Source organism: Microbacterium sp. Y832 (genome assembly GCF_057669765.1).
In genome coordinates this window covers 152,843-179,294 of record NZ_JBYHFM010000002.1, presented here as the reverse complement: position 1 = coordinate 179,294, position 26,452 = coordinate 152,843, and the positions used below count along the sequence as shown (strand labels likewise).

The 26,452-nt window shown below is 69.0% G+C and carries 27 protein-coding genes; 19 read left to right on the top strand and 8 right to left on the bottom strand.

Annotation, left to right across the window (positions count from 1 at the left end):
* The first annotated feature begins 147 nt into the window (after positions 1-147).
* The 13 genes from AC25YV_RS03585 to AC25YV_RS03525 all read left to right on the top strand — a co-directional run bounded on the left by AC25YV_RS03585 (position 148) and on the right by AC25YV_RS03525 (position 12,342).
* Positions 148-1,872 (top strand): nitrilase-related carbon-nitrogen hydrolase, encoded by a 1,725-nt coding sequence (locus tag AC25YV_RS03585; protein ID WP_488122470.1) that lies wholly within the window; start codon positions 148-150, stop codon positions 1,870-1,872.
* The gene (locus AC25YV_RS03580) at positions 1,869-2,738 is read left to right on the top strand and encodes a branched-chain amino acid ABC transporter permease (RefSeq protein ID WP_488122469.1); all 870 of its coding nucleotides are present in this window, start codon (positions 1,869-1,871) and stop codon (positions 2,736-2,738) included. The genes AC25YV_RS03585 and AC25YV_RS03580 overlap by 4 nt, the downstream gene beginning before the upstream one ends.
* Positions 2,735-3,763 carry a branched-chain amino acid ABC transporter permease gene (locus AC25YV_RS03575; protein WP_488122468.1) on the top strand — a complete coding sequence of 343 codons (1,029 nt, stop codon included), beginning with the start codon at positions 2,735-2,737 and terminating at the stop codon, positions 3,761-3,763. The genes AC25YV_RS03580 and AC25YV_RS03575 overlap by 4 nt, the downstream gene beginning before the upstream one ends.
* Positions 3,760-4,533 carry an ABC transporter ATP-binding protein gene (locus AC25YV_RS03570; RefSeq protein ID WP_488122467.1) on the top strand — a complete coding sequence of 258 codons (774 nt, stop codon included), beginning with the start codon at positions 3,760-3,762 and terminating at the stop codon, positions 4,531-4,533. The genes AC25YV_RS03575 and AC25YV_RS03570 overlap by 4 nt, the downstream gene beginning before the upstream one ends.
* Positions 4,530-5,249, top strand: a complete 720-nt coding sequence (locus tag AC25YV_RS03565; protein ID WP_488122466.1) for an ABC transporter ATP-binding protein — start codon at positions 4,530-4,532, stop codon at positions 5,247-5,249. Before AC25YV_RS03570 ends, AC25YV_RS03565 begins: the two co-directional genes overlap by 4 nt.
* Before the next feature lie 67 nt (positions 5,250-5,316).
* Entirely contained in the window at positions 5,317-6,477 is a 1,161-nt protein-coding gene (locus AC25YV_RS03560) for an ABC transporter substrate-binding protein (protein WP_488122465.1), read from the top strand.
* Positions 6,474-7,289, top strand: coding sequence for an SDR family NAD(P)-dependent oxidoreductase (locus AC25YV_RS03555; RefSeq protein WP_488122464.1), 816 nt, complete (start codon positions 6,474-6,476; stop codon positions 7,287-7,289). Before AC25YV_RS03560 ends, AC25YV_RS03555 begins: the two co-directional genes overlap by 4 nt.
* The gene (locus tag AC25YV_RS03550) at positions 7,286-8,077 is read left to right on the top strand and encodes an SDR family NAD(P)-dependent oxidoreductase (protein WP_488122463.1); all 792 of its coding nucleotides are present in this window, start codon (positions 7,286-7,288) and stop codon (positions 8,075-8,077) included. Before AC25YV_RS03555 ends, AC25YV_RS03550 begins: the two co-directional genes overlap by 4 nt.
* A 32-nt stretch (positions 8,078-8,109) precedes the next feature.
* The gene (locus tag AC25YV_RS03545) at positions 8,110-9,894 is read left to right on the top strand and encodes an FAD-dependent oxidoreductase (protein WP_488122462.1); all 1,785 of its coding nucleotides are present in this window, start codon (positions 8,110-8,112) and stop codon (positions 9,892-9,894) included.
* Positions 9,895-9,937: 43 nt separating this feature from the next.
* On the top strand, positions 9,938-10,684 hold the full coding sequence (locus tag AC25YV_RS03540; protein ID WP_488122461.1) for a maleate cis-trans isomerase family protein: 747 nt from the start codon (positions 9,938-9,940) through the stop codon (positions 10,682-10,684).
* Between the two features lie 19 nt (positions 10,685-10,703).
* Positions 10,704-11,015, top strand: coding sequence for a Dabb family protein (locus tag AC25YV_RS03535; protein ID WP_488122460.1), 312 nt, complete (start codon positions 10,704-10,706; stop codon positions 11,013-11,015).
* The gene (locus AC25YV_RS03530) at positions 11,012-11,644 is read left to right on the top strand and encodes an isochorismatase family protein (RefSeq protein ID WP_488122459.1); all 633 of its coding nucleotides are present in this window, start codon (positions 11,012-11,014) and stop codon (positions 11,642-11,644) included. The genes AC25YV_RS03535 and AC25YV_RS03530 overlap by 4 nt, the downstream gene beginning before the upstream one ends.
* Positions 11,641-12,342, top strand: a complete 702-nt coding sequence (locus AC25YV_RS03525; RefSeq protein WP_488122458.1) for an SDR family NAD(P)-dependent oxidoreductase — start codon at positions 11,641-11,643, stop codon at positions 12,340-12,342. The genes AC25YV_RS03530 and AC25YV_RS03525 overlap by 4 nt, the downstream gene beginning before the upstream one ends.
* A 24-nt stretch (positions 12,343-12,366) precedes the next feature.
* On the opposite strand, the gene AC25YV_RS03520 is transcribed toward AC25YV_RS03525, so the two are convergent.
* A complete protein-coding gene (locus AC25YV_RS03520; protein WP_488122457.1) occupies positions 12,367-13,158 on the bottom strand; it encodes an IclR family transcriptional regulator in 792 nt (263 codons plus the stop codon).
* Between the two features lie 56 nt (positions 13,159-13,214).
* Here AC25YV_RS03520 and prpB point away from each other — a divergent pair, with 56 nt between their 5' ends.
* Both prpB and AC25YV_RS03510 read left to right on the top strand, forming a co-directional pair.
* A complete protein-coding gene (prpB, locus tag AC25YV_RS03515; RefSeq protein WP_488122456.1) occupies positions 13,215-14,105 on the top strand; it encodes a methylisocitrate lyase in 891 nt (296 codons plus the stop codon).
* 57 nt (positions 14,106-14,162) lie between these two features.
* Positions 14,163-14,939, top strand: a complete 777-nt coding sequence (locus AC25YV_RS03510) for an IclR family transcriptional regulator (protein ID WP_488122455.1) — start codon at positions 14,163-14,165, stop codon at positions 14,937-14,939.
* Between the two features lie 52 nt (positions 14,940-14,991).
* Here the strand turns inward: AC25YV_RS03510 and AC25YV_RS03505 are convergent, their stop codons facing one another.
* The 5 genes from AC25YV_RS03505 to AC25YV_RS03485 are packed head-to-tail and all read right to left on the bottom strand — an operon-like array spanning position 14,992 to position 20,416.
* Positions 14,992-16,077, bottom strand: coding sequence for a Zn-dependent alcohol dehydrogenase (locus AC25YV_RS03505; protein ID WP_488122454.1), 1,086 nt, complete (start codon positions 16,075-16,077; stop codon positions 14,992-14,994).
* 16 nt (positions 16,078-16,093) lie between these two features.
* Positions 16,094-17,119, bottom strand: a complete 1,026-nt coding sequence (locus AC25YV_RS03500) for a sugar ABC transporter substrate-binding protein (RefSeq protein WP_488122453.1) — start codon at positions 17,117-17,119, stop codon at positions 16,094-16,096.
* Positions 17,120-17,151: 32 nt separating this feature from the next.
* Positions 17,152-18,132, bottom strand: a complete 981-nt coding sequence (locus AC25YV_RS03495) for an ABC transporter permease (RefSeq protein ID WP_488122452.1) — start codon at positions 18,130-18,132, stop codon at positions 17,152-17,154.
* Positions 18,129-19,640, bottom strand: a complete 1,512-nt coding sequence (locus AC25YV_RS03490) for a sugar ABC transporter ATP-binding protein (protein WP_488122451.1) — start codon at positions 19,638-19,640, stop codon at positions 18,129-18,131. The genes AC25YV_RS03495 and AC25YV_RS03490 overlap by 4 nt, the downstream gene beginning before the upstream one ends.
* Positions 19,637-20,416: an SDR family NAD(P)-dependent oxidoreductase gene (locus AC25YV_RS03485; protein WP_488122450.1), complete on the bottom strand. Its 780-nt coding sequence runs from the start codon at positions 20,414-20,416 to the stop codon at positions 19,637-19,639. The genes AC25YV_RS03490 and AC25YV_RS03485 overlap by 4 nt, the downstream gene beginning before the upstream one ends.
* 150 nt (positions 20,417-20,566) lie before the next feature.
* Here AC25YV_RS03485 and AC25YV_RS03480 point away from each other — a divergent pair, with 150 nt between their 5' ends.
* On the top strand, positions 20,567-21,991 hold the full coding sequence (locus AC25YV_RS03480) for an aldehyde dehydrogenase family protein (protein WP_488122449.1): 1,425 nt from the start codon (positions 20,567-20,569) through the stop codon (positions 21,989-21,991).
* A 48-nt stretch (positions 21,992-22,039) separates the two neighbouring features.
* Here the strand turns inward: AC25YV_RS03480 and msrA are convergent, their stop codons facing one another.
* Complete coding sequence (msrA, locus tag AC25YV_RS03475; protein ID WP_488122448.1) at positions 22,040-22,576, bottom strand: peptide-methionine (S)-S-oxide reductase MsrA; 537 nt, start codon at positions 22,574-22,576, stop codon at positions 22,040-22,042.
* A 90-nt stretch (positions 22,577-22,666) separates the two neighbouring features.
* Here msrA and AC25YV_RS03470 point away from each other — a divergent pair, with 90 nt between their 5' ends.
* Complete coding sequence (locus AC25YV_RS03470) at positions 22,667-24,022, top strand: serine hydrolase (protein WP_488122447.1); 1,356 nt, start codon at positions 22,667-22,669, stop codon at positions 24,020-24,022.
* Between the two features lie 54 nt (positions 24,023-24,076).
* Complete coding sequence (locus AC25YV_RS03465) at positions 24,077-24,472, top strand: PPOX class F420-dependent oxidoreductase (protein WP_488122446.1); 396 nt, start codon at positions 24,077-24,079, stop codon at positions 24,470-24,472.
* Position 24,473: 1 nt separating this feature from the next.
* Here AC25YV_RS03465 and AC25YV_RS03460 read toward each other — a convergent pair whose 3' ends face one another.
* Positions 24,474-25,457 (bottom strand): aggregation-promoting factor C-terminal-like domain-containing protein, encoded by a 984-nt coding sequence (locus AC25YV_RS03460; protein WP_488122445.1) that lies wholly within the window; start codon positions 25,455-25,457, stop codon positions 24,474-24,476.
* 203 nt (positions 25,458-25,660) lie between these two features.
* On the opposite strand from AC25YV_RS03460, the gene AC25YV_RS03455 reads away from it, so the two are divergent.
* A complete protein-coding gene (locus AC25YV_RS03455) occupies positions 25,661-26,404 on the top strand; it encodes an NUDIX hydrolase (RefSeq protein WP_488122444.1) in 744 nt (247 codons plus the stop codon).
* The last annotated feature ends 48 nt before the right edge of the window (positions 26,405-26,452 follow it).

Below are 26,452 nucleotides of genomic sequence, written 5' to 3'. Positions count from 1 at the left end.
TGACGGCTGCCGCTGTTTTCCGGGCTGCGCCCACCGGTGATCTCCGTGACGCGCCGTCTCAGTTTGACAACGGCTCGGGAAAGCCGTTGGATGACTTTATTCCACGTTGCAGGATTACAGTTCCTATTATATGAGAATGGATCGAATGTGACGGTCTCCATCAAAGATGAGCGGGGCGCCACCGTACGGGTGGCCACGGCACAGTTCTTCTCGGGCACCGACGTCTCCGCGAACCTCGCGACCGTCGTCGGATACATGCGCGAAGCGGCCGCCGTCGGCGCTCAGCTGCTGGTCACCCCCGAGAACTCCAACCGGGTGCGCGATTTCGCCGACCGCGCGGAGTGCTTCGAGCTCAGCGAGACGCTGGACGGCGCTTTCGTGAGCGGGGTGCGCGCCGCAGCGCGCGAGCTCGGCATCATGGTCGCGCTCGGCGTCGACCTGCGCGGCGAGAGTGCGCCCGATGTCTACATCACGCAGATCCTCATCGCCGCCGACGGCGAGATCCTGCACGTGCACCACAAGACGGTGTTCTGGGACTACGAGTACACCCTCTTCACCCCGGGCACGAAGGAGCTCCAGGTCATCGAGACCCCGATCGGCCGTATCGGCATGCTGCTGTGCGCCGACGGCATCGTTCCCGAGGTGCCCCGCGTGCTGGCACTCAAGGGCGCCCAGATCCTCACCAACTCGCTCAACTCCCGCGGACCCGACGAGATGCGCGTCCACGAGCCCCTGCGCGCGATCGAGAACCACGTCTGGCACGTCGCGGCGAACACCGTCGGCGGCCCGGCCGACGGCTACCCCTGGACGGGCGGATCCCAGATCATCTCGCCCACCGGCGAGATCCTCGCCAACGCCGGCGAGACCGAAGAGGGAATGGTGTGGGCCGACATCACCCCCGCGACAAGCCACCCCAAGCGTCTCGGCGCGATCGGGTCGCTCGAGGCGTTCCGTCGTCCCGACCTCTACCAGGAGCTGCTCGCCGACAACGACACGCATGTGGCGGCGGCCATGTACGGCCCTGTTCCCGACGATGCGCCCGCGCGGCCCCTGCGCGTCGCGACGCTGCAGACGTCGTGGTACCACTCCACGGAATGGACGCTCACCCGCGCCGCGATGCAGGTGGATTACGCCGCGCGTCGCGGAGCGCAGCTCGGTGTCTTCCCCGAGCTGTTCGTCCACGAACGCGGATCGATCGAGGCCGACGTCGCCGCAGCGGCCGACCTGTCCGAGCGCGCGCTGCAGATCGTGCGCGATGCGGCAGGCCGTCACGGCGTGTGGATCGTCGTCAACCTGATCGAGCGCGCCGGTGACCGCTATCACGTGACGGCATTCCTCATCGGCGACGACGGCGAGATCGCCGCACGCTACCGCAAGGTCCACCTCACCGAATCCGAGCGCGCGTGGGCGACACCGGGCGAGGACTTCGTCGTCGCCCGCACGCCCATCGGCAGCATCGGGCTGATGATCGGCGATGAGGTGTGGCTGCCCGAGGTCGCACGCATCCTGACCCTCCGCGGGGCAGAGGTCATCGCCCACCCCGCCGATTGGGACCGCCTCGAGGCCGCGACGATGGCGGCGACCGAGCGCACGGAAGAGAACCGCACTCACCTCGTCTCGGTGGCCCGCACCGACAACGCCGCGCAGTTCGGGAGCCAGGTCGTCATCGCCGACCGGTTCATCCCCGGCCAGCCCGTCGCCGTCATGCGCTATCCCACCGCGGTGTGGTCGCGCACAGGCTTCGAAGAAGACCTCTTCGTCGACCTCGACCTCACCGACGCGCACAGCAAGGTGCAGGGTCACCACCTCGACCCGCTCGCCACACGCCAGCCGCACCTCTACGGTGCATTCCTGAAGGACACCACGTCGTGATCCTGCAATCGGTCGTCAGCGGCCTCGCGATCGGCGGCATCTACGCGCTCCTCGCCGTCGCGTTCCTCCTCACCTATCGCGTGGCGGGCGTGCTCAACTTCGCGCAGGCCGAGTTCGTCATGATCGCGGCCTTCGTCGCCTCGACACTGGCCAGCGCCGGCGGCGTGCCCCTGTTCGCCGCGGCGCTCCTGGGCATCGCGGCCTCCGCCGGCATCGGTGCGCTCATGGAGCGCGTCACCTACGCCCCGCTGCGCAACGGCCCGCCCGCGTCGATGATCATCTCCACCGTCGCGGTGGGCATCATCCTGCAGCAGGCCGCCCACCTCATCTGGGGTCCCGACCCGCGCTCGCTGCCGTCGCTCGTGCCGAACATCTCGCTGGAGCTGTTCGGGAGCCGCATCAGCACGGTGTCGCTGTTCATCGTCGCCGTGTCGATCATCCTGATCATCGGGCTCAACCTTCTGCTGGCCAAGACCCGGCTGGGTCTGCAGATGCAGGCGACGTCCGTCGACTCCGACACCGCCAAGCTCATGGGCATCCGCACCGGCGGCATCGTCATCGTCGCCTTCATGATCAGCACGGCGCTCACGGGAGCCGCCGGTGTGCTGGTCGCCCCGATGTTCTCGGTCACGATCCACGTGGGCATGCTCATCGCCCTCAAGGCCTTCGCGGCGTGCGTCATCGGCGGGTTCGGCAACCTCACGGGAGCCGCCATCGCCGCCTTCGGGCTGGGCATCGTCGAGAGCCTCGCCGGCACCTTCATCGGCACCGAGAACAAAGACCTCATCGCCTTCGCTCTCATGATCGTGTTCCTCCTCGTCCGTCCTCAGGGCATCTTCGGTTCGAAAGTCGGTGAGAAGCTGTGACCACGACCATCCTCTCCCCGGCTCCGGTCGGGCAGACCAAGCTCGTCTCGATCACGTCGTGGGCGGTGTGGCCGGTTCTGCTGGCCGTCGCCGTGCTCATGCCGACCTTCATCGACAGCAACTACTGGCTTCAGGTCGCCGTCAACGCCGAGATCATGATCATCGCCGCGGTGGGCCTCTACGTCACCTTCGGTCTGTCCGGTCAGGTCTCGCTCGGTCAGGCCGGGTTCTACGCGATCGGCGGCTACACCGCCGGACTGCTCGTGACGAAGCTCAGCATGGACTACGGCATCGCCCTCGTGCTCGCAATGATCGCGAGCATCCTCGTCGGACTGGCGATCGGCATCCCGGCTCTGCGTCTCAAGGGCCACTATCTGGCGTTGGCCACCCTCGGGTTCGGCCAAGTCGTCATGCTCATCCTCGTGAACTGGTCCTGGCTGTCCGGGGGAGCGCTCGGTGTGCGGGGGATCGTCGCCCCCGTCTTCGGATTCGAGCTCGTGAAGGTCTCGGACTGGGCCATCTTCGTCGGAGTCATCGCCGTCCTGGCGATCTACGTCGTGCAGCGCATCCGTCAGTCCTCGTACGGACGAGCCATGCAGGCCGTGCGCGACAGCGGCATCGCCGCTGCCGCGATGGGCGTCTCGCTTCCGAAGGTCAAGGTGCTCGCGTTCGTCGTCGGCGCAGCCTTCGCCGGCCTCGCCGGGGCCCTCAACGCCGGCTTCGTGACCTACATCAGTCCCGGTACCTACGACCTCGCGCTGTCGGTGTCGATCCTCGCGATGGTGGTCGTCGGCGGCTCCCGCAGCCCCTGGGGAGCCGCGCTCGGCGCGATCCTGCTGACGTTCCTCCCCGAGCTGCTGCGTTCGTTCGAGGCCTACTACCTGCTCTTCTACGGCGTCCTGCTGCTGGTCATGGTCGCCTTCGTGCCGTCGGGCATCTGGGGCGTCCTGCAGTGGATCGGCCGCTTCCTGCGCGACAAGCTGCGTCGAGGTCCGAGCCTCGCTACCGAAGGAGGGACCCGATGAAGGGCGCACTGGAGGTCTCCGGCCTGGTTCGCCGATTCGGCGGCGTCACCGCGGTCGCCGGTGTCGACATGACGGTCGAGCCGGGCCAGGTGCGAGCGCTCATCGGGCCCAACGGCTCGGGCAAGTCGACGATGATCAACTGCATCTCCGGCGTCGACCGGTGGGACGAGGGCACGATCGTGCTCGACGGTGTGCCGGTCAAGCCCGCGGCATCCACCGTCGCCGCCCGCCGGGGGATCGCCCGCACGTTCCAGACGCTGCGGCTGTTCGATGACATGACGGTGCTCGAGAACGTGCTGGTGGCGATGCACGACCGGCGCGGGTACGGCCTGCTGTCGGCGATCACGGGGATGCCGCGCTACGGCAACGCCGAGAAGCGCATGCGCGGACGCGCCCTGGAGCTCCTCGACTTCGCGGGCGTCGCAGAAGACGCGCATCGTCTGGCCGGCACGCTGCCCTACGGGCACCGTCGCCTGGTCGAGATCGCCCGCGCGCTGGCATGCGATCCCGCGCTGCTGCTGCTGGACGAACCCGCAGCCGGCATGAACGACAGCGAGACGGTGCGTCTGGCGCACCTGGTGATCGAGATCGCGAAGGGTGACCTGTCGGTCGTCGTCGTCGAGCACAACATGGACTTCGTCGCCTCGGTCGCACAGCAGGTGACCGTGCTCGACAACGGCCATGTCATCGCAGAGGGCACGCCCGCACAGGTGCGTACAGACCCCGAAGTTCTGCGCGCCTATCTGGGTGCGAGTGAGGAGCAGCAGTGACCGCGATCCTCGAGGTCACCGACCTCGTTCTCAGCTATGGTGCGGCGCGCGCCGTGCGCGGACTGAGCCTCACCGTCAACGAAGGCGAAGTGGTCACGCTCATCGGCGCGAACGGCGCCGGCAAGTCCACCACCCTCAAAGGCATCGTGGGCTTGGTCAAGCCGCAGTCGGGCACCATCCGCTTCCAGGGCCGGAACGTCACCGGTCGGCGGACGGACTGGTTCGCGCGCAACGGGCTCAACCTCGTGCCTGAGGGCCGTCGCGTCTTCGCCGGCCTCACCGTCGAAGAGAACCTCGATGTGGCGGCGACGGCGAGCCGACTGCGCGGAGCAGCGCTCCGCACAGCGATCGACGAAGTCATGTCGGTCTTCCCTCGCCTGGAAGAACGGCGCAAGAGCCTCGCGTGGACGCTCTCCGGCGGCGAGCAGCAGATGCTCGCCATGGGGCGCGCGATCCTCGCCCAGCCGAAGCTCCTGCTCCTGGACGAGCCGTCGCTGGGCCTGTCGCCCAAGCTCGCCGTCGAGGTCGTCAAGCTCATCAGCGGCTACAGCCGCGATCACGGACTGTCGGTCCTGCTCGTCGAGCAGAACGCGCAGCTCGCGCTCGGCTCCTCTGATCGGGGCTATGTCATCGAGCACGGGCGCATCGCGACCGAGGGCCCCTCGGCATCGCTGATCCATGACCCCGAGGTGCGCAAGGCCTACCTCGGCTCCTGAACCGGCCGGCACGCAGGAGTGCACAGCGCGGTTTCGTCTTTCACTGACACTCACACAAAGGAACACCATGACTCGAAAGTTCACCTTCGCCGCCGTCGCCGCCCTCGCGGTGAGCGGGCTGGCGCTGTCCGGCTGCGCCGGTTCGGATGACGCGGGCTCCGGCGCCGCCGGCGAGGAGATCGTGGTCGGCGTCGCGCTGCCCACGACGGGCGGATCCGCCGTCCTCGGCGAGCCCATGAAGCACGGCATCGAGATGGCCGTCCAGGCGATCAACGACGCCGGCGGTGTCGACGGGGCCATGATCAAGGTCGTTCACGAGGACACCGGCGCCGACGACGCGACCGCCCTCAACGCCTTCAACCGGATCACCTCCTCCAACCCCGCCGCCGTGATCGGATTCCCGGTCTCGACCCAGGGCTTCGCCGTCATGACGCAGGTCGACCGCACCGGCATCCCGGTCATCGTGGGTGGCACGAACTCGAAGCTCGCCGCCGCGAGCGACTGGGCGTTCTCGATGACGTCGCACGACGGCATCACGTCGACGGCCGCTGTGGAGTTCGCCTCGCAGACGCTCGGCGTGAAGAAGGTCGCGCTGCTGCGTGAGAGCGGCGAACTGGGCACGGGGGCGGCCGAGGTCGTCAAGGACGCCGCCGACGAGTTCGGGTACGAGGTCGTCACCGACCAGATCTTCCAGACCGGCGACGTCGACATGTCGACCCAGGCCAACAACCTGCGCTCGTCGGGCGCCGAGATGCTCTTCGTCTACGGCCAGCAGGCCGACTTCATCGTCGCGGCGAACGCCCTCGCCACGGCGGGCGTGAAGATCCCGACCCTCCTGGCGGGCCTGCAGCCCGGTACGTACGCCGAACTGAACTACGACGGCTTCGAGACCATCTACAACCGCAACCAGTGTGTCCCGTCGGCTGCCACCGACGGTGCGCTGGCCGACTGGGCCGCCGCGTACGAGAGCGAGTTCGGGGCTGCCCCGACCGAGTACGCCGCAATCGCCTATGACGGCATGATGCTCCTGGGCGACGCGCTCGCTGCAGCGGGATCGACCGACCCCGAGGCCGTGCGCGACGCGCTGACCAACCTGCCCGCGAGCGAGGGCATCTGCGGTGCGCACTCCGGCAGCGAGTCCGGCCAGCTGTCCTTCGGTGTGACGATCGGACACTACGAGAACGACACGTACGTGGCTGACGAGACGCTGAGCGTGGACGTCGAGTGACACACGTCCTCATCACCGGGGGTGCGTCGGGGATCGGTCGATCCCTGGCGCACCGCCTGGCGGCGCTCGGACACCGCGTGTCGGTGCTCGATCGCGTCGCCGGGTCGGACTGGTGGCTCGCGCTGTCCGCCGGTTCGCGCGGTGTGTGGATCACGGCGGACGTCACGGACACGGATGCCGTCACCGCGGGCATCGCCGAGGCAGAAGCCGTCGCACCCCTCACGGGGCTCGCGACCTGCGCGGGCATCGTCACGAACGACAGCGTGCTCGATGTCAGCCGCGACGCGTTCACCGAGGCGATCGACATCAACGTCTGGGGTGCCCTGGGCACCGCGCAGGCGTTCGCCCGGGTCCTCTGCGGCGCGGGTCGCCCCGGGGTCATCGTCACGGTCTCTTCGACGGCAGGTCTGGGCTACGTCTCGGGGCTGGGCGTCGCCTATCACGCGTCCAAGGCGGCGCTCGTGGGGGTCACCCGGTCGATGGCCGGAGACCTCGCGCCGCACGGCATCCGCGTCTCGTGCGTGGCTCCCGGACTCGTGCGCACGCCGATGTCCGCCCATGAGCGTGACCTCCTCGGCGAGGACCTGCTGGCAGCTCGCGCCCCCGCGGGTCGGCTTGCCGAACCCGAAGAGATCGCCTCGGCGATCGCGTGGCTGCTCTCGCCCGCCGCATCCCTCGTGACAGGTCACGTGCTGCCGGTGGACGGCGGCCAGACCTCACTCGCCGTGCCGCTCGCGGGCGGCTATCCGGCACCCGTGGTCGACACGCGTGACCTCGCCCACCCCCGATCCGACACCGAGGTGTACGCATGAGCCACGTCATCATCACGGGCGGTGCATCGGGCATCGGCGCCGCGACGGCGCTCCTGCTGGCGTCCCGCGGCGTCCGGGTCTCGGTCCTGGACCGGTCCGGCCCCGAGGCCGCCGACTGGTGGAACGAGCTCGCACCCGCCCAGCGCGGAGGGTGGGAGTCCGCTGACGCAGGGGATGCCGCCGCGCTCTCGGCCGCGATGGATCGCCTCGTCGCAGGCGGTGTCACGGGTCTCGTCGCATCGGCGGGACTGTCACTCAAAGAGCCGTTCCTCGACAGCTCGCCCCAGAGCTGGCGCGACACCGTCTCGGTCAACATCATCGGCACCGCTCTGGCATGCCAGGCGGCGGCTCGGGCGATGGTGCAGGCCGGTCGGGGCGGAAGCATCGTCACGGTGTCCTCGACCGCCGCGTTCGGCTACGTCAACGGCCTGAGCGCGCAGTACCACGCGTCGAAGGGCGCGATCGCCGCCCTGACGCGGTCGCTCGCGAGCGAACTGGGCGTCTACGGCATCCGGGTCAACTCCGTCGTCCCCGGCCTCGTGCGCACTCCGCTCACCGCAATGATGCGCGAGCGCCACGGTGAAGACGCGCTGAGTGCATCGGTGCCGCTGCGCCACATCGCCGAACCGGAGGAGGTGGCCGAGGCCATCGCGTTCCTCCTCTCGCCCGATGCATCCATGATCACCGGTCACAACCTGTCGGCTGACGCCGGTCAGCTCGCCGTCGCAGGACAGCCGCTCGGCGGCTTTCCCGCCCCCCTCACACCCCGCGTTCCCCGGGTGCTCTGACACTCCGCACGCTTTCACGAAAGGTATTACGCGTGACCACTTCCTCCTCGCCCACCATCGTCGTCGCCGGCATGGGCCCGGTCGGCATGACCGCAGCCCTGAGCCTCGCACGCCAGGGTCACCAGGTGACCGTCCTCGAGGCCGGCGATGGCCTCGCCACGGAGTCCCGCGCCTCGACGTTCCACCCGCCGAGCCTGGAGATCCTCGATGATCTCGGCGTCGTCGACGAGCTGCTGGAGATCGGTCTGCGTGCGCCGGGCTTCCAGTACCGCGGCCACAGCCGCGAGCTCATCGCGCACCTGGACATGTCCGCGCTCGCGGGCGACACGCGCTTCCCGTTCCGCGTGCAGTGCGAGCAGAGCAAGCTCACCCGCATCATCCTCCGGCACCTCGAGCAGATGCCCAACGTGACGCTCCGCTTCGGTGCGCGCATCGCCCGTGTCGAGCACGGCACGGATGCCGCGCTGATCTACCTCGAGGGCGACCAGTTCGACCCGTCGTACCGGGCGGACTGGCTGATCGCCGCTGACGGCGCCAACTCGGCCGCCCGTCGTTCGCTCGGGATCGCGTTCGAGGGTGTCACCTACCCCGAGCGCTTCCTCGTCGCTTCGACCACCCACGATTTCCTCGAGGACTTCGACGACCTCGCGTACGTGAGCTACGTCTACGATCCCGAGGACTGGGGCGTCCTGCTGCGCACGCCCGAGCACTGGCGCGTGCTCTTCCCGATCCAGGACGACGAGACCGACGAGCAGGCTCGCGATCCCCAGCGCATCGAAGAGCGTCTGCAGGGCGTGATCGCCCTCGATGAGCCGTACCCCGTGCTGCACAGCACCATCTACCGCGTGCACCAGCGTCTCGCCCGAGTCTTCGCGCAGGGCCGTGTCCTCCTCGCGGGCGACGCTGCGCACATCAACAACCCCCTCGGCGGAATGGGCATGAACAGCGGCATCCACGACGCGCACGCCGCCGTGCAGGCGGTCAGCTACGCGCTGGCCGGAGGCGACGCCGAGCGTGCCGTGCAGACCTACGCGAAGGTCCGCCGCGACGCCGCCGCCGTCGATGTGCAGAAGAACACGCAGCGCAACTACGACGAGATGCGCGAGCAGGACGACACGGCGCGTCAGGGGCGCCGCGCCGAGATGGCCGAGATCGCCGCCGACCCGGTGCGGCTGCGCACCTACCTGCGGGGCACCTCGCTGCTGAACTCGTTCGAGGTCTCCCGCCGTCGCATGCGCCGCGGACTCACCCCGCTCCTGCCGGGCAGCCAGACGCCGGCGGGCGCCCAGCTGTCCGACCTGATCCGCGACACGACGCTCGACGCCGATCGCGTGCGACTGGTGACCGGCCCCGACGCACCCACCTCGCTGGATGACCTCGTCGCGCTGGCCGACTCCACGACGGTGCCGGTGATCGTCGAAGCCGCCGATCGTGCGGGGACCGCCGCCTCAGTCGAGGCTTTCGAGCGCTCGGGGATCGCGGCGGTGTACATCGCCGAGAAGGCGTCCGAGGATGCCGCCACGGTCGCCGCCGCCGTCGCAGATGCCCTGGCCGCCCGACGCGACGTGCTCGTCTTCGCCGCGATCGCCGCTTCTGACGAGGACGAGATCGTGCGCCGCGGACGGGCCTACATCGACGCCGGAGCCGACGTCCTGGTGATGCCGGTGTCCGAGACCGGTGCCCTCGAGCGCATCCACCGCGCGCTCCCCGAGGTGCCGCTGGCCGTCGCACGACGCGCGGATCTGGCCTCGCTCGACGAGCTGTACCTCGTCGGCGTCGGCCTCGTGCTCGCCGGCGTCGAGCCGGCCCTCGTCTGAGCCCGCCCCACCTAGAGATACGCAGAGAATCAGGAGTCAACCCATGACCAGTTTGACGGCACCGCGGGCGCAGTTCGGCCTCATCCTCCCCTCGACGAACACCACCGTCGAGGCGGAGTTCGCCTGGATGCGCGCCGAAGGCGTCTCTTGGCACACGGGACGCATCTACATCCCCGAGCCCGAACTCGCCGACGACGCTTCGTTCGTGACCTTCCTCGAGGGGCTGCGCACCGAGATCGGCCGCGCGGTTCGCGATGTCATCACCGCCAAGGTGGACTACCTCGTTATGGGCATGAGTGCCGAGACGTTCTGGGGCGGGAAGAACGGCGCAGCCGAGTTCGCCGCGCACATGGCGGAGCTCTCTGACGGGCTCGGTGTCACGACCGGCGCCGTGGCCGTCGATGAGGCGCTCAAGGTCTATGGCGCGAAGAAGATCGGTGTGATCACGCCGTACCAGCCGATCGGCGACCAGCAGGTGCGTGAGTTCTTCGAGCAGACCGGTTACGAGGTCTCGGGCGTGCACGGTCTCAAGTGCGATTCGGCCACGTCGATCGCCGATGTGACGCACGACCAGCTGCGCGCCGCCTTCGCCGAGGTAGACGGTGACGACGTCGACGTGCTCGTTCAGGCGGGCACGAACATGGCCTGCGCGAAGTTCGCGGCCGAACTCGAAGCCGAGCTGGGCAAGCCGGTCATCGCGATCAACACCGCGACGGTGTGGCACGCCTACCGGACGAACGGCATCGACGACAAGATCGAAGGGTTCGGCTCGCTGCTCGCTGAGCACTGAGACCGAAGAGAGGAAGCACATGTTCACCCACATCGGGATGCTCACGCTGGTCGATGACGCGACCCCGGCGCACCGTCAGGCCATCTCCGACGGACTCACCGGTCTCGTCGGCCAGATCGACGGACTGGTCGGCGTCCGCGTCGGCACCGACCTCGGGCTGACCGAGGGAAACGCGGACGTGCTGTTCCAGCTCGAGTTCGACTCGGAGGATGCCTGGCGGTCCTACGGTGCGCACCCCGCGCACAAGGCCGTCATCGTGGAGTCCATCGCCCCTGTACTCAAGAGCAAGTCGTTCGTCCAGGTGGCCGGCTTCGCCGAGGCGCGCGTGTGACCAGCGACGTCTCGCGCGAGGACTACGCCGCTGCCGGGCTGCAGGGTGTCCTGCAGCCCGGCAGTCGGCCCGCCCTCGTGGTCATCGACCCCGCCCGGGCCTACATCGACCCCGACTGCCCGCTGTACGCGGGTGTCGAGCAGCCGTGCGAGGTCATGCGCACGCTGCTCCGTGAGGCCAGGGCTGCCGGCATCCCGACCTTCGTGACGCGCGTGGAGCATGATCCCTCCCGGCGTGACGGCGGGGTCTTCGCCCGCAAGGTCCCCGCGACGAAGTGGTTCGCGCCGGACAGCCCGTTCTCGGCGTACATCGAGGGTCTCGAGCCCCAGGACGGCGACATCGAGATCGTCAAGCAGTATCCGAGCGCCTTCGCGGGCACCCACCTCGCGGCGACGCTCGCGTCGCTGGGTGTGGACACGCTCGTCATCACGGGTCTGTCCACGAGCGGGTGCGTGCGCGCGACGGCGACCGACGCCATGCAATCGGGCTTCATCCCGATCGTCGTGCGCGATGCCGTGGGGGACAGGCTGGAAGGACCCCACGAAGCCAACCTTTTCGACATCCAGGCCAAGATCGGCGAGGTCGTCTCCGTCGCAGAAGCGCGCACCATCATGGGGATCGGCGCATGACGCGCGCGGTTCTGATCACCGGCGGTGCCGGCGAGATCGGGCGCGCCCTGGCTCGGGCGTACGCCGATGAGAACACGACGGTGCACCTGGTCGACGTCGCCGACACGGTGGTCGAGGCGGCCGCCGATATCGACGGCGTCGCGTGGCGCATCGACTTGTCGCAGGCCGACGAGGTCGCCCGGCTCGGCGAGATCGAGCGCCTGGATGTCCTCGTGAACGGCGTCGGCTACTGGCCGCCCACCCCCGTGGACGCGCTGACCCCCGGTGAGTTCGCCCGCTACGTCGAAATCAATCTGACCTCGGCGTACAGCGTGACGTGGACCCTGCGCAACGCTCTGCGTGCGGCCTCGGGTGCCGTCGTGAGCCTGTCATCGGCCATCGCGATGAAAGGCCACGCCGACATGGTGCACTACGCGGCCGCGAAGGCCGGGGTGCTGGGCATGACGAAGTCGCTCGCGCTGGCGCTCGGTCCCGATGGCGTGCGGGTCAACGCCGTGGCGCCGGGCCTGGTCTCGACGGAACGCAATCGCGCCGTGTGGACGCAGGAGCAGCAGGCCGCCTTCCGCGCGACGCGTGCCCTGCCCGTCGACGTCGAGATCGATGACGTCGTCGACGCCGTGCGCTTTCTCGCCTCGCCGGCAGCGCGTGTCGTGACGGGCCAGACGCTCGTCGTCGACGGTGGCACCGTCCTGCACTGACGCGCGACGGCATCCGCGCGCCGGCTAGGGCGCGTGCGAGAGCCGGTCCTCGAGGGCGCGGCCGATATCGGCGGCACCCTCGACGATGAGCTCTCGGATCTGCAGGCGCTTCTCACCGTCGGTGCGGAACAGCGGCGCGGCGCATCCGATCGCGCCGTACGTGACGCCGCGCGCGGTGATGGGTGCGGCGACGCCCCAGATGCCCTCATCGATCTCTTCGAAGCTCTCGGCCCACCCGTCGATGGCCACGCGCTCCAGCGCCTCGGGGCGCAGGAGGGGCCGCTCGCGATCCTCGTCGGACAGGTGGTCCAGGTAGCTCGCGCGCTCGTGTGCGGGCATGGACGCCAGAAGCACGCGGGACAACGATCCGATGTGCAGCGTCATCGCCTGCCCGGGCTCGAACTGCAGACGCACCGGCCGACGCGATTCGACGCGATCCACCGTGTAGACCCGCCACCCCGATCGACGCGCGATCAGCACGGTCTCATCAGCCGCATCGCGGATGCGGCTGATGATCGGCCCGGCGACATCGCCGATCGGCGCACGACCCGCCGTCGCGGCGGCGGCGAGCGAGGAGGCCAGGTCGGTGACGCGGTACTTGTTGTCCGGCGCCGCGTCGACGAGTCCGACCTCGCGCAGCAGGCCGATGTAGCGGTAGACCATCGACGCGCCCATGCCGAGTTCTTCAGCGAGCTGGGCGACCGTCCACAGGGGGCGGCTCTCAGAGAAGCTCAGCAGGACGCTGAGGAGGCGCCGACCGCTCTCGGCTCCGGGCACGCGGCCGCCGGTTGGTGTAGCGTCCTGAGCACGAGGCATGGCCGCGAGATTAGCATATGCTGGGATTCTGATTCCCAGATTGTGTGAGGTTGCACATGCTCTACTCCGCCGTATCGCCGTCCGAGAAGCGGCGGGAGCTGCGGCGGCGGCTCACTTCGGGAGAGCTCACCGTTCTGCCGGGCGCCTTCAACGCCGTGTCCGCCCAGCTCATCGCGGGGCGCGGAGCGGCGGGGGTCTACGTCTCCGGCCACATGATCGCGGCCGATCTGGGCCTGCCTGATCTCGGGCTCACGACGATCACCGAGGTGGCCGAGCGAGGCCGCCAGATCGCCCGCATGGTGGACGTCCCCGTCCTGATCGACGCCGACACCGGTTTCGGCGAGCCCCTCAACGCCGCGCGCAGCATCCAGACTCTCGAAGAGGCCGGCATCGCCGGATGCCACATCGAAGACCAGGTCAACCCCAAGCAGTGCGGACACTCTGAGGGCATCGCCGTCGTCGACCCCGACGTCGCGGTGCGTCGCGTGCGTGCGGCAGTGGATGCCCGGCGCGATCCGGACTTCGTCATCATCGCGCGAACCGATTCCCGCGCTGTGCTGGGGCTCGACGCCGCGATCGACCGGGCTCGCGCGTTCGTGGACGCCGGGGCGGATGTCATCTTTCCCGAGGCGCTGCGCACCCCCGACGAATACGCTGCCTTCCGGCGTGCGATCGACGTGCCCCTCATGATCAATCTCAACGAGTTCGGTCGCGGAACTGCGCTGACTCAGTCCGAGGTGCGTGATCTCGGCTACGAACTGGCGATCTATCCCGTGACTCTCCTGCGCCTCGCGATGAATGCCGCCCTCCGCGGCATCGATGCGATCCTCGCTGATGGGTCGCAGCACGGGCTCCTCGCCGAGATGCAGACGAAGGACGAACTATACGACCTGCTCGGGTACGACAGCTATCGAGCGTTCGATGACGCGGTGTTCGCGGGGCGCTGATTCCGCTGCGGCGTTCTCGCACTACCGTAGAACAGGCACCACACCGACGGAGGAGTCATGGCGCGAACGAATGCCGAGGCGATCCCGGGCGCCGGCAGCGCGCGGAAGGTGTTGGACGTCCTCTTCTGCTTCACGGCTTCGCGCCCCGTGTGGTCGGCCCCCGAACTCGCGGCGCGGATCGACGTCTCGGCCGCCACGATGTATCGCTACCTGGCGCTGCTGCGCGACGTGGGAGTCCTCGACGACGACGGCAACGGGTCGTACCGCATGTCGATGCGCGTGCAGGCCTTCACCGCTGCGGCCGAAGCGGCGCGGTCGACCATGGAGACCATCGCCTTGCCGATCATGAATCGGATCCGCGACGAGGTCGATGAGACCGTCTTGCTCTCGCGCCGGGCGGGCACTCACGCCTTTTCGATCGAGCGCGTGGAATCGCGTCACCAGGTGCGGCTGCAGTTCGACATCGGCCAGCCCATGCCGCTGCACCTCGGATCGATGCCGCGTGTGCTGCTGGCAGCGATGCCGGCCGCGGAGCGCGCCGAGTACCTGGACGGAGTCTTCGGCGACGCGCCTCGCCCTGGCGAACTGACCGAGGAAGCGCTGCGCGAGGTCGCGGCCCAGGGCTACGCCCAGAGCTTCGGCGAGATCGACGATGGGATCTGGGGTGTCGCGGCCGCGATCTCCGTCGGCGGCGCGACCGGCGCCGCGCTCGGTGTGGCGGCCCCGATGTACCGGCTCGACGCCCGCCAGCGCGAGCGGATCATCGGCGTCGTGCGGGACGGTGCGCGGGAGATCTCCGAGCTCGTCGCCTTCGGGTCGCACACACGCGGATGACGAACGGGCCGCCGCGCGAGTGCGCGACGGCCCGTTGCTTCGACTGTTCGGGTCAGTCGAAGACGACGACCGAGCGGGTGATCCCGTCTGCAGTCTCGAGGGCGACCAGAGCGTCGTCGGCCTCGTCAAGAGAGATGCGAGCGGTGATCAGCTCATCCAGCAGAAGTCGTCCGTCGCGGTACATCTGCAGATAGCGCGGGATGTCGATGCGGAATCGGTTGGAGCCCATGTTCGAGCCCTGCAGGGTGCGGCCGAACGTCAGGTCGACGCCGGACACCGAGATCTGCTCGCCTTCGGGCAGCAGACCGACGATGGTCGCCGTGCCGCCGACCGCGAGCATGCGGAAGGCCGCCTCTGCAGTCACCCGCCGTCCGACCGCCTCGAAAGCGTGCTCGACGCCCCCCGAGGTCAGGTCGCGAACCTGGTCGACCTCGGTGCCGTCCGCGATCACGACGTCGGTCCCCCCGAACGCCCGAGCGGCTTCGGCCTTGACCGGGGAGCGGTCGACCGCGATGATGCGGCCGGCGCCGGCGATCCGGGCTCCCTGGATGACGTTGAGGCCGACACCACCGCAGCCGACGACGGCGACGGTCTCGCCGGGGCGGACCTTCGCGGTGTTGACGGCGGCCCCGACGCCCGTCGTGACGGCGCAGCCCACGATCGCGGCGACGTCGAGGGGGATGTCGGGGTCGACCTTGACCAGCGCCCGCTCGTGGACGAGCATCATCTCGCTGTAGCCCGAGAGGTTCACGAACTGGGAGACGGGCTGACCGTTGCGCGAGAGGCGGGGTGTGCCGCCTTCGCGGCTCAGCCCGCCCTGTGCACAGAGGTACATGCGCCCGCTCAGGCAGTACCCGCACTCGCCGCAGAAGGCCGTGAGGCAGCCGACGACGGCGTCGCCGGGTCGCAGGTACGTCACCTGCGACCCGACGGCTTCGACGATGCCGGCGCACTCGTGTCCGAGCACGAGGGGGAGCGGGAAGGTGGTCCACGTTCCCTGCCGGAAGTGCAGGTCGCTGTGGCAGACCCCGCAGGCCTTCGTGCGGACGAGGACTTCGTGGTCCCGTGGCTGGTCGAGGACGAGATCGTCGACCAGTTCCTGGGGCTGACCGACCTCGGTCAGAACGAGTGCGCGCATGCGTGACTCCTTCGAATCAGTTGATGCCGGGGAACGTCACGCGGGCGTCGTAGGCGACCCAGTCATCGACGTTGTCGGCGGTCCACTCGGCGAGGTCGGTCACGGTGAAGACCTCGGTCTCGGTCGGACGCTGCGACGAGCCGTCGACGATGGCGATGATGCGATCGGCCAGCTGCAGGCCGATCTCGGTGGGCTCGAGGTCCCACGTCGCGTGGATGGCGCCCTGGCGGATGCCGTCGATGCCCTGGCTCTCGGCGTTGAGGCCCGTCACGATGACATCGCGACCGGATGCCTGCACGGCAAGCCCGGCGCCCAGTGCGGGGCCGTCGCCCATCGTCCACATCGCGGTGAGGTTCGGGAAGCGCGTCAGCAGGTCTTCGGCGATCGGCCGTGCCGTGGCCGCGTCATCCGGGATCGCACGCTCGCGCGCGACGATCTCGAGACCCGGGCACTCCGCCTCGATCGTGTTGAGGAAGGCGTCCCAGCGCTCGGCGAGCACGGGGATGTCGACGGCTTCGATGAGGGCGATCTCGCCGGTGCCGCCGGTCTGCTCGCACATGTAGCGACCCGACAGCTCGCCGAGCTCAGTCGAGGGCAGGTCGACCTGCACGAGGACGTCTTCGTTCCCGGTGCCGCCGATCGAGTAGAGGTCGATGCCCGCGTCGGTGGCACGCTGCAGCGAGCCCTGGATCGCGTTGGGGTCGCCGGCGAGGTTGAGCACGATCGCGTCGACGCCCTGGTCGATGAACTGGTCGACCTGCGACACCTGGGCGTTGATGTCCAGCGCGGCATCGAGGAACTTGACCTCGATGCCGGCGTCGATGAGGCCGGCGGCGAGTGCTTCGTACTGGGCGCGGGCGCCTTCGATCGCGTAGTTCGCGCCCGAGATGCCGACGACGTAGGTGCCGTCGCTGTCGCCGCCCGACGATGCGCTGCCTTCGCCGGCCGGCGTCGACGAGACGCTGCACCCGGCGAGGGCGATACCGGCGACGAGCGTCATCGCCGCCGTGACCGTCCAACGACGGTGAGTGAGACGTGCCATGGATTCTCCTTGTTGGTGGTGGAACTGCTGAGTCACGTGCGATTGCGGATGCGGTCCAGCGCGATGGCGAGGACGAGGATGATGCCCGTGGCGATGCCCTGCCAGTACGACGGCACACCGGCCAGCGTGATGCCGTTCGCGATGACGCCGAGAAAGAGCACGCCGATCGCGGTGCCACCGATGTTGCCCGCGCCGCCCGAGAAGCTCGCGCCGCCGAGCAGCACGGCCGCCGCTGCAGAGAGCTCGAGGCCGAGAGCGCCGCTCACGGGTTGTGACGACGTGAGTCGTCCGGCCAGCATGATCGCGGCGATGCCCGCCGTCAGTGCGGCGATCGCGTACACCGTCAGACGGATGCGACGAACGTTCACGCCCGCGAGCCGGGCTGCCGTGGCGTTTCCACCCACGGCGTAGACCGAACGCCCGAAGCGCGTCCAGCGCATCACGATGAACGCGATGATGCCGACCGCGATGGCGATGAGCACGGGGATGGACAGCCCGTTGATCGTGCCGTCGCCGATGATCTGCACGACCGGGTAGGGCATCGTCGAGACCGGGATGCCGTTGCTCAGCACGAGCGCCGCGCCGCGGAACAGCTCCATCATGGCGAGCGTGACGACGAAGAAGTTGAACCCGCCGTAGGCGATCAGCACACCGTTGAACACCGTCCCGAGCAGCGTGCATCCGATGATCGTGAGGAGGATCGCCAGGATCGGGTCGATGCCTGAGACGAGCATCATGGCGAGCATCACGCCGCCGAGGGCCGTCATCGATCCGAGCGACAGGTCGAGCCCGCCGCTGATGATGACGAAGGTCATGCCCACCGCGATGACGAACAGCACCGAGTTCGTGCGCAGGATGTTCAGGATGTTGCCGTACGTCAGGAAGTTCTCCTGCGTCACGGCGAGGACGAGAACGAGCACGATGAGTGCGGCGCCCACACCGAGATAACGCAGGGCGAGGGACTGCAGCGAACGACGCGGTGCGGCGTTCATGATCGGCAGCGTGTCGGTCATCGGTGGGTCCCTTCTGCGGTGGCGACTTCGTGCGCCCCGGCTGCCTGATAGGCGATGAGTTCTTCCGTCGCCTCGTCCGCGGAGAACTCCGCGACGATGCGCCCGTGGAACATGACGTAGATCCGGTCGCAGACACCGAGAAGCTCGGGCAGCTCGGACGAGACGACCAGCAGGCCCATGCCCTGCGAGACGAGCTCCGCGATCTCGGCGTAGATGTCCTCCTTGGCGCCCACATCAACGCCCCGCGTGGGCTCGTCGAGCAGGAGCACGCGCGGCTTCGTCGCGAGTTCGCGGGCGATGACGACCTTCTGCTGGTTTCCGCCGGACAGCTGGGAGACGATCTGCTCGGGGCTGCTCGCCTTGATGCGCAGGCCCCGGGAGCCCTGTTCGTAGGCTTCGCGGTCGAAGCCCTTGGTGATGAACGAGAGCGGTCCGCGCTCGTTCATGAGCGCGAGGGCGGCGTTGCGCAGGATCGACCAGCCCATCACCAGGCCCTCGGCCTTTCGGTCCTCGGGCACGTAGCCGATGCCGAGTCGGTGGGCGTCGCGGGGGCTGCGGATCTGCACCGGCGCGCCATCGAGCTTGATGACGCCGCGCTTGGCCTTTCGGGTTCCCATGATCGTGCGCAGGATGGCGCTGCGGCCGCTGCCGACCAGACCCGCGATGCCGACGACTTCGCCTGAGCGCACCGTGAGGTCGATGTCGTGCAGGTGTCCGCGCGAGAGCCCCTGAATCTCCAGGACCGGTGAGCCCGGATCGACCTCGGCCTTGTGCCAGTAGTCGGCCAGATCGCGACCGACCATCATGGCGACGAGCGCGCGTTCGTTCGTGTCGGCGATGAGGGTCGCTCCGACATAGCGGCCGTCGCGCAGGACGGTCGCCCGGTCGGCGATCTCCATCACCTCTTTCATGCGGTGCGAGATGAGGGCGATCGCGACGCCTTCGTCTCGAAGACGCTCGAGCACCGCCACCAGGCGGATGACGTCGGCCTCATCCAGCGAGCTGGTGGCCTCGTCCAGAAGAAGCACGCGGGGGGTGACGACGAGGGCCTTGGCGACTTCGACGAGCTGGCGACGCCCCGTCGAGAGCGAGCTCACGGGCGCCTTCGAGTCGATGTCGAAGCCGAGGCCGTCGAGCAGGGCCTGAGCCTGACGATGCACTGCCCGCCAGCTCACCCCGCCCTTGCCGGGCAGGCGCCCGAGCATGATGTTCTCACCGACGGTGAGCGCCGGTGCGAGCTGGGGCTCCTGCTGGACCAGCGCGATGCCCAGGTCCTTGGCCTTCTTGGGGGTCAGGCTCGCGCGTGCCTCGCCGAAGACGACGAGTTCACCGGCCGTGGGCTCCTGCGAGCCGGCGATGAGGGAGAGGAACGTCGACTTGCCCGAGCCGTTCTCACCCATGACCGCGTGGATCTCTCCCGGATAGAGCTCGAGCGCCGCGTCTTTCAGGGCGACGACTCCCGGGTAAATCTTCGTGACGCCTGTGGCGCGGATGACGGGCTCGCTCATGAGCGCTGGATGCCGCCGTCGATGCTGATGATCTGACCCGTCATGAAGTCGGATCCTGCACTCGCGAGGAACACCGTCAGCGGCCCGATCTCGTCGGACTGGCCGACGCGACCGAGAGGCGTCGTGGACTCGATCGCGGTCATGACTTCGGGCAGCGAGAGCAGGTGCGAGTTGATGTCGGTCGCGAAGGCACCGGGCGCGATCGAGTTGACGGTGAGAGTCGGTGCCCATTCCCAGGCGAGGGTCTTCGTCATGGCGATGACGGCACCCTTGCTCGCCGAGTAGGCGACCCATCCTTCGCTGCCGCGGATGCCGATGTCGGAGGCGACCGTGACGAGCTTGCCGTGGCCCTGGTCGAGCATGCGCGACCCGAACGCCCGCAGCGTCGAGAAGGTGCCGTTGACGTTCGTCTTCAGGATCCGGTCGAAATCGTCGGTCGAGGTCTCTCGTGCGGGCTTGGTGAGTGAGATGCCGGCGTTGGCGAAGACGACGTCGACGCCGCCGGTCGCGTCCCAGATCTCTGCCGCGGTGCTCTCGACCGCCGCGGCGTCCGTGACGTCCAACGCGTAGGGGAGCGCGGTGCCCACGCCGTCGGCGGCGATCAGTTGCACCGTCTCATCCAGAGCGGCGAGGTCGCGGCCGGTGACGACGACGGCCGCACCGGCGAGGGCGGCTGCCCGCGCCATCGCTCGACCGAGTCCTCGGCTCGCACCGGTGACGACGACCGTCTTGCCCTCGAGCGGGCGGGTGGCAGGGTGCACGGATGCTTCGGACATCGTTGTTCGCTCCTCTTGATCCGCGGCCCCGGATCCGACTACATTCGCATCATATGCGACTGGGCTCGCAGTACTTGAGAATAGGGATGCTCAGGGGCCGGGGTCAAGAACCCGGAAATGTCGATATACAAACGAAAGCGAGCGGCCGCCATGACGATCGATCGGCAGCGATTCTTCATCAACGGTGAGTGGGTCGCCCCGGCGGACCCCTCACGCAGCATCCCGATCTACAGCTCGGTCACGGAAGAGGTGCTCGAGACCGTCCCCGCGGGCAACGCCGACGACGTCGACCGCGCCGTGCGCGCCGCGCATGCCGCGTTCCCCGCCTGGTCGGCGCTTCCGGTCGCCGAGCGCGCCGCCTATCTGCGCAAGCTCGCCGCGGGCCTGCGCGCCCGTGTCGACGACATCGCCCCCCTCATCAGCCTCGAGGTGGGCATGCCCATCGCGGGAGCACGCGGGTACCAGACGCTGCGTGCGGCCGACTTCTTCGAGATTTTCGCCGACCTCGGCGAATCGATGGTCTTCGAGGAGCGCCTCGGTGACTCCCTCATCATCAAGGAGCCCGTCGGAGTCGTCGCCGCGATCAGCCCGTCGAACTTCCCCCTGCTGCTGACCCTGGTCAAGCTCGGCCCCGCCCTCGTAACCGGCTGCACCGTGGTGGTGAAGCCGCCCGAGACGGCGCCCGGCGCCCTGTTCCACCTCGCCGAGGTGGCCGAAGAGATCGGGATGCCGCCGGGGGTCATCAACCTCATCACCGGGTACGGACCCGAGTCGGGCGAGCCTCTGGCGACGCACCCGCTCGTGGACATGATCAGCTTCACGGGCTCCACGGGCGTCGGCCGTCGTCTTCTCGAACTCGGTTCGCAGACGATCAAGCGCGCCCACCTCGAGCTGGGAGGAAAATCGGCCGCCATCGTGCTGGACGACGCCGACCTGCCGGTCGCGCTGCAGCGCGCCACCGACCAGGCCTTCACGAACGCGGGTCAGGTTTGCTTCGCGTGGTCCCGCCTGCTGGTTCCCCGTTCACGTCTCGCTGAGAGCGAGGAGATCCTGCGCGAGATCGTCGGCGCACATCGTGTCGGTGACCCGCTCGACCCCGAGACGACACTCGGTCCGATCGTCACGAGCGCTGCACGCGATCGCGTCCGCAGCTACATCGACGGTGCCATCACCGAGGGAGCGCGCGTCGTGACGGGCGGCCGCGCTCTGCCGCGCGGAATCGACCGCGGATACTTCGTCCAGCCGACGATCCTCTCCGACGTCCACAACAGCATGCGGATCGCCCAGGAGGAAGTGTTCGGCCCTGTGGTCGCCCTCATCGCCCACGACGGCGATGACGATGCCGTGCGCATCGCCAACGACTCGATCTTCGGCCTGCACGGCGCCGTGTTCTCACCCGACGAAGACCGCGCGCTCTCGGTCGCCCGGCGGATGCGCACGGGACAGGTCGACCTGAACGGCTTCAAACTCGGCGGCGAAGCGCCCTTCGGCGGGTTCAAGCAGTCCGGACTCGGCCGCGAACTCGGAGCCCACGGCATCCAGGAGTATCTCGAGGTCAAGTCGATCCAGCTCTAGCATCGCGTCGGGCCGTGCGAATCGATGCGGCCCGACGGATGCCGCCGGCTACGCCCGCACGTCGCGGCGGGGGAGCACCCACCCGGCGCGCGGGAAGTGGCAGGTGTACCCGTTCGGGTAGGTGATCAGGTAGTCCTGGTGTTCGGGCTCGGCCTCCCAGAAGGGGCCGGCCGGCTCGATCGTCGTCACGACGGGTCCGGGCCACAGGCCCGAGGCGTCGACGTCGGCAATCGTGTCGCGCGCCACCTGCTCCTGCTCGGGCGTCAGCGGGAAGATCGCCGACCGGTAGCTCGTGCCGATGTCGTTGCCCTGGCGATTGAGCGTCGACGGGTCGTGGATCTGGAAGAAGAACGCCAGGATGTCGCGGTACGACGTCTGCGCCGGGTCGAACACGACCTCGATCGCCTCGGCGTGCCCGGGGTGGTTGCGGTAGGTCGCGTGGGCGTTCTCGCCGCCCGTGTACCCGACACGCGTCGAGAGCACACCGGGCTGGCGGCGGATGAGGTCTTCCATGCCCCAGAAGCAGCCGCCCGCGAGGACGGCGGTCTCGGTGCCGGGGGTCTGGGTGATCGTGCCGGTGTCCATGGCTTCTCCTGAGCGGTGCGCGGGGGTCCTCAGAAGTATCTCAGCCCACGGGGGGAGGAGGGCCGGGCAGACATCAGGCAGGCTGGAACGATGGCCCTCTTCACCGACAAGCGTTCTGTTCTGCGCGCGGCGGCGGGTCTCACAGCCGCCCTGCTCGCCCTCGCCCTCCCCGCGTGCGCCGCCACGCCCGACGCACCGGCTGAGACGATTGAGATCCCTGGCACCGCCGTCGGCCGCCAGGCGCAGTGGGTGCTCGATGAGATCAACGCCGACGCCCTGAGCGATGCGGCCGAGATCGAAGAGCGGTTCGCCCCGGTCATGCTCGAGCAGGTCTCGGTCGAGGATCTGCGGTCCATCCTCGGCCAGATGCAGGACGCCAAGCCGTGGCGCGTCGAGACGTACGACGGCAGCGACGAGCAGGCGCGGGTGCGCATCGCCTCGTCGGCCGCCGACTACGACATGACCGTCTCGGTCGGCATCGACGGCCGCATGAACGGACTCTTCTTCGGCATGCCGCAGCCCGACCGCGCCCCCGCCGCGAACTGGGACGAACTGCGCACCGAGATCGAGGCCCTGCCGTACGACGCCTCGGTGCAGGTGTGGACGGTCGGCGCCGAAGCGCCCGACGAGCTGATCGGCGACGCGTCGGTCGCCCCGATCGGATCGATCTTCAAGCTGTACGTGCTCGGTGCGATCGTCGACGCCGTCGACCGGGGCCACCTCACCTGGGAGGACCCGCTCACGATCGACGGTGCCGTGCGAAGCCTCCCCAGCGGCGAACTGCAGGACCTGCCCGACGGGTCGACCGTGACCGTGCTCGAAGCTGCCCAGAAGATGATCGCGATCAGCGACAACACGGCGACCGACGCGCTCATGCGCGCGGCCGGGCGGGGCGCCGTCGAGACCGCGCTCGCCGACATGGGGCACCACGACCCCGCCCTCAACACGCCCTTCACGGCGACCCGCGAGCTCTTCTGGCTCGGCTGGGGAGACCCGTCGCTGCGCGATCGGTGGGCCGACGCCGACTCGCCGGCCGAGCGCGAAGCGATCCTCGCCGATGTGCCCGCGGGTGTGCCCGACATCGCAGACGGCGACTGGACGGTCCCCGTCTGGCAGCAGGGTCTGGACTGGTTCGCGACGCCCGAAGACATCGCGCGAGCGCACATCGCTCTCCAGGAGCGGGCAGCGACGGAATCCGGTGCGCCGGTGCGTGACATCCTGTCGGCCAATCCGGGGCTCGAACTCGGTGAGGAGTGGTCCTACGTGGGCTATAAGGGCGGCAGTTCGGTCGGCGTGCTCGCCGGGTCGTGGTACCTCGAGCGCGACGGCGCAGAACCCGTCGTCCTGACGGCTTTCGCCCGCTCTGGCGACCCCGCCGCCGTCGCCGACCCGACGGCGTTCTTCGCGATCGCCGCGGATGCCGCCGCGCTGCTCATCGCTGGCTGAGTGCCGACGGCGCAGAAGAGCGGTGCCCCGAGCTGTCCAGGCGACAATGGACGCATGCCCGAATCATCGAACCCGATCGCCGACCACGAGTACGTCCTGCTCACGACCTACCGCAAGACCGGCGTGCCCGTGGGTACTCCGGTGTGGATCGCGCCCGATGGTGAGGAGATGCTCGTCACGACCGGAGCCGCATCGGGCAAAGTCAAACGCCTGCGGCACACTCCGCGCGTCACACTGACCCCGTGCGACGCGCGCGGCAATCCCACGGAGGGCGCCGACTCGGTTGAAGCGACCGCCGTCGTGCGGGATGACCCCGCGACGCTGGCTCGTCTGGACCGCGCGCTCGCGGCCAAGTACGGCGTGAAGTACAAGATGCTCCGTGCGGCGCAGAAGCTCCGTCGCGGCCAGAGCGCGTCGGTCGCGCTCGTCATTCCCTCGCGGGAGAGCTGACTCAGTACCAGCCGACCGTCTGCGAGTGGCCCCACGCGTTGCACGGCGAACCGTACCGTCCCGCGATGTAACCCAGGCCCCAGGCGACCTGCGTGCTGGCGTTGGTCTGCCAGTCAGCGCCGGCGCTGGCCATCTTGCCGCCGGGGAGCGCCTGCGGAATGCCGGTCGCGCCGCTCGAGGCGTTGTAGGCCCGGTAGTTCCAGCCCGACTCCTTGTTCCACAGCGAGACGAGGCATCCGAACTGGTCGTCGCCCCACCCGTGGTTGCCGAGCATTGCACGGGCGGATGCCTGCGCGCCGGCCGGGCTGTTGTCTCCGACGGCGCCGCCGGTTGCAAAGACGGGGGCCGGTGCTGCGGGCCGGGCGGGCGCCGCAACGGCAGCGGCTGCCGCAGCGGCGGCTTCGGCTTCGGCTTCGGCCTTGAGGCGTGCCTGCTCGGCGGCCTCCTGCTCAGCCTTCAGCGCGACGGCGGCGTCAAGGCTGCCACGAAGGGCCGCGACCTCTGCCTTGACGGGGTCGATGAGCGTCGTCACTTCGTCCGCGACGGTCGACAGGAACAGCACGGCGTTCGCTTCGGCGCCGGCGTCGAGCCGCTCGGTGGCCTCGACCAGTTCGGCCGTGTCGACGACGGTGTCGGCGGCGTCGATCTCGAGGCCGGACGCGGTGATGTCGGCGGTCACCGTCTCTGCGGCGGCGATCGTGGCCTCTGCTGCGGCCAGAACATCGGTCGCTTCGCTCAGCACGTCGTCGTGGAGGTCTGCGGTCGTCGTCGCGTCGTCAAGCGGGGCGACCGACGACGCGAGCACGAAACTGCCGAAGGGCTGCGACGCCTCAACCTGAGGCGCGGGGCTCGCTGCGGTCATGCTCAGCGTGGCGACGAGGCCCACGGCGAGGGTCGCGGCGACCATCGTGGGGCGGCGGCGCGCTCGCTGGTCGGCGAGTCGACGCAGGCGGCGGGCAGGAGAAAAAGACGTGTTCGAGCGCATGAATTCTGGTTCCGTATCGGGTATTCGCGCCATCGGGTAGACGCGTCGCGCCCGTCTCCGCGAGCACAAGTCAGCGATTCTGCTCCCCGAATCTGGACGGTACGGGTGTGTTACCTGGGCGTCCCGTGTGCGCTGCTGCGGCCGAGGAAGCGGCGCGCGTGCTCTCCGTCACTGACCGGTGGCGTCGGCGATAGCCTGGAACGATGCCGCCGGATGCCGACTCGCAGAGCGCTCGAGCGCAACTCGCGGCGCTCGCCGACGCGGTCGCCTCCGGCCGAGGGGGACGAGGTTTCGAGGCGTTCGCCGACGAGCCCACGCCGCCCGGCGCGCGCCCCGCAGCGGTGCTCATCCTGTTCGGACCGCTGGATGATCTGCCGAGCGGCCACGACGCACAGTCGACGGCGGTCACTCGTGACCTCGACGTTCTGCTGCTCGCCCGGGCGACGACGTTGCGTGCGCATCCCGGTCAGGTCGCGTTCCCCGGCGGACGCATCGATCCGCACGACGACGGCCCCGTGGGGGCGGCGTTGCGTGAAGCTCAAGAGGAGACGGGCCTCGACCCCGCGGGCGTCGACGTGCTCGGTGCCCTGGAGACCACCCCGCTGGCGTTCTCGGGGCACCTCGTCACCCCCGTGCTGGGGTGGTGGCGGCATCCGTCTTCCGTTCACGCCGTGGACGCGCGGGAATCGTCGGACGTCTTCCGAGCTCCTGTCGCCGACCTGCTCGATCCCGCCAACCGCGGCTCGACGGTCGTGCGACGCGGGGGACAGCAGTTCCGCAGTCCCGGTTTTCTCGTGCCGCGCGCGGATGGCGCCGGCGACCACCTGGTGTGGGGATTCACCGGGACGCTGCTGGACGGCCTGTTCAACCGGCTCGGGTGGACCGAGACCTGGGACGCCGAGCGCGAACTGCCGCTGCCCGACATCGGCGACGACAGCGGTCGCTGACATCAGGCACGCGCGCCCACGATGAAAACACGGAAGCCCGTGACCGAA

Bases quoted from the DNA above. Each gene is read 5' to 3' on its own strand.
- AC25YV_RS03470 (WP_488122447.1), top strand. From the start codon at position 22,667: ATGGCCCTCTTCACCGACAAGCGTTCTGTTCTGCGCGCGGCGGCGGGT.
- msrA (WP_488122448.1), bottom strand. From the start codon at position 22,576: ATGGACACCGGCACGATCACCCAGACCCCCGGCACCGAGACCGCCGTC.
- AC25YV_RS03550 (WP_488122463.1), top strand. From the start codon at position 7,286: ATGAGCCACGTCATCATCACGGGCGGTGCATCGGGCATCGGCGCCGCG.
- AC25YV_RS03560 (WP_488122465.1), top strand. From the start codon at position 5,317: ATGACTCGAAAGTTCACCTTCGCCGCCGTCGCCGCCCTCGCGGTGAGC.
- AC25YV_RS03520 (WP_488122457.1), bottom strand. From the start codon at position 13,158: ATGCCTCGTGCTCAGGACGCTACACCAACCGGCGGCCGCGTGCCCGGA.
- AC25YV_RS03465 (WP_488122446.1), top strand. From the start codon at position 24,077: ATGCCCGAATCATCGAACCCGATCGCCGACCACGAGTACGTCCTGCTC.
- AC25YV_RS03500 (WP_488122453.1), bottom strand. From the start codon at position 17,119: ATGGCACGTCTCACTCACCGTCGTTGGACGGTCACGGCGGCGATGACG.
- AC25YV_RS03490 (WP_488122451.1), bottom strand. From the start codon at position 19,640: ATGAGCGAGCCCGTCATCCGCGCCACAGGCGTCACGAAGATTTACCCG.
- AC25YV_RS03535 (WP_488122460.1), top strand. From the start codon at position 10,704: ATGTTCACCCACATCGGGATGCTCACGCTGGTCGATGACGCGACCCCG.
- AC25YV_RS03570 (WP_488122467.1), top strand. From the start codon at position 3,760: ATGAAGGGCGCACTGGAGGTCTCCGGCCTGGTTCGCCGATTCGGCGGC.
- AC25YV_RS03485 (WP_488122450.1), bottom strand. From the start codon at position 20,416: ATGTCCGAAGCATCCGTGCACCCTGCCACCCGCCCGCTCGAGGGCAAG.
- AC25YV_RS03525 (WP_488122458.1), top strand. From the start codon at position 11,641: ATGACGCGCGCGGTTCTGATCACCGGCGGTGCCGGCGAGATCGGGCGC.
- AC25YV_RS03495 (WP_488122452.1), bottom strand. From the start codon at position 18,132: ATGACCGACACGCTGCCGATCATGAACGCCGCACCGCGTCGTTCGCTG.
- AC25YV_RS03455 (WP_488122444.1), top strand. From the start codon at position 25,661: ATGCCGCCGGATGCCGACTCGCAGAGCGCTCGAGCGCAACTCGCGGCG.
- prpB (WP_488122456.1), top strand. From the start codon at position 13,215: ATGCTCTACTCCGCCGTATCGCCGTCCGAGAAGCGGCGGGAGCTGCGG.
- AC25YV_RS03460 (WP_488122445.1), bottom strand. From the start codon at position 25,457: ATGCGCTCGAACACGTCTTTTTCTCCTGCCCGCCGCCTGCGTCGACTC.
- AC25YV_RS03540 (WP_488122461.1), top strand. From the start codon at position 9,938: ATGACCAGTTTGACGGCACCGCGGGCGCAGTTCGGCCTCATCCTCCCC.
- AC25YV_RS03480 (WP_488122449.1), top strand. From the start codon at position 20,567: ATGACGATCGATCGGCAGCGATTCTTCATCAACGGTGAGTGGGTCGCC.
- AC25YV_RS03505 (WP_488122454.1), bottom strand. From the start codon at position 16,077: ATGCGCGCACTCGTTCTGACCGAGGTCGGTCAGCCCCAGGAACTGGTC.
- AC25YV_RS03510 (WP_488122455.1), top strand. From the start codon at position 14,163: ATGGCGCGAACGAATGCCGAGGCGATCCCGGGCGCCGGCAGCGCGCGG.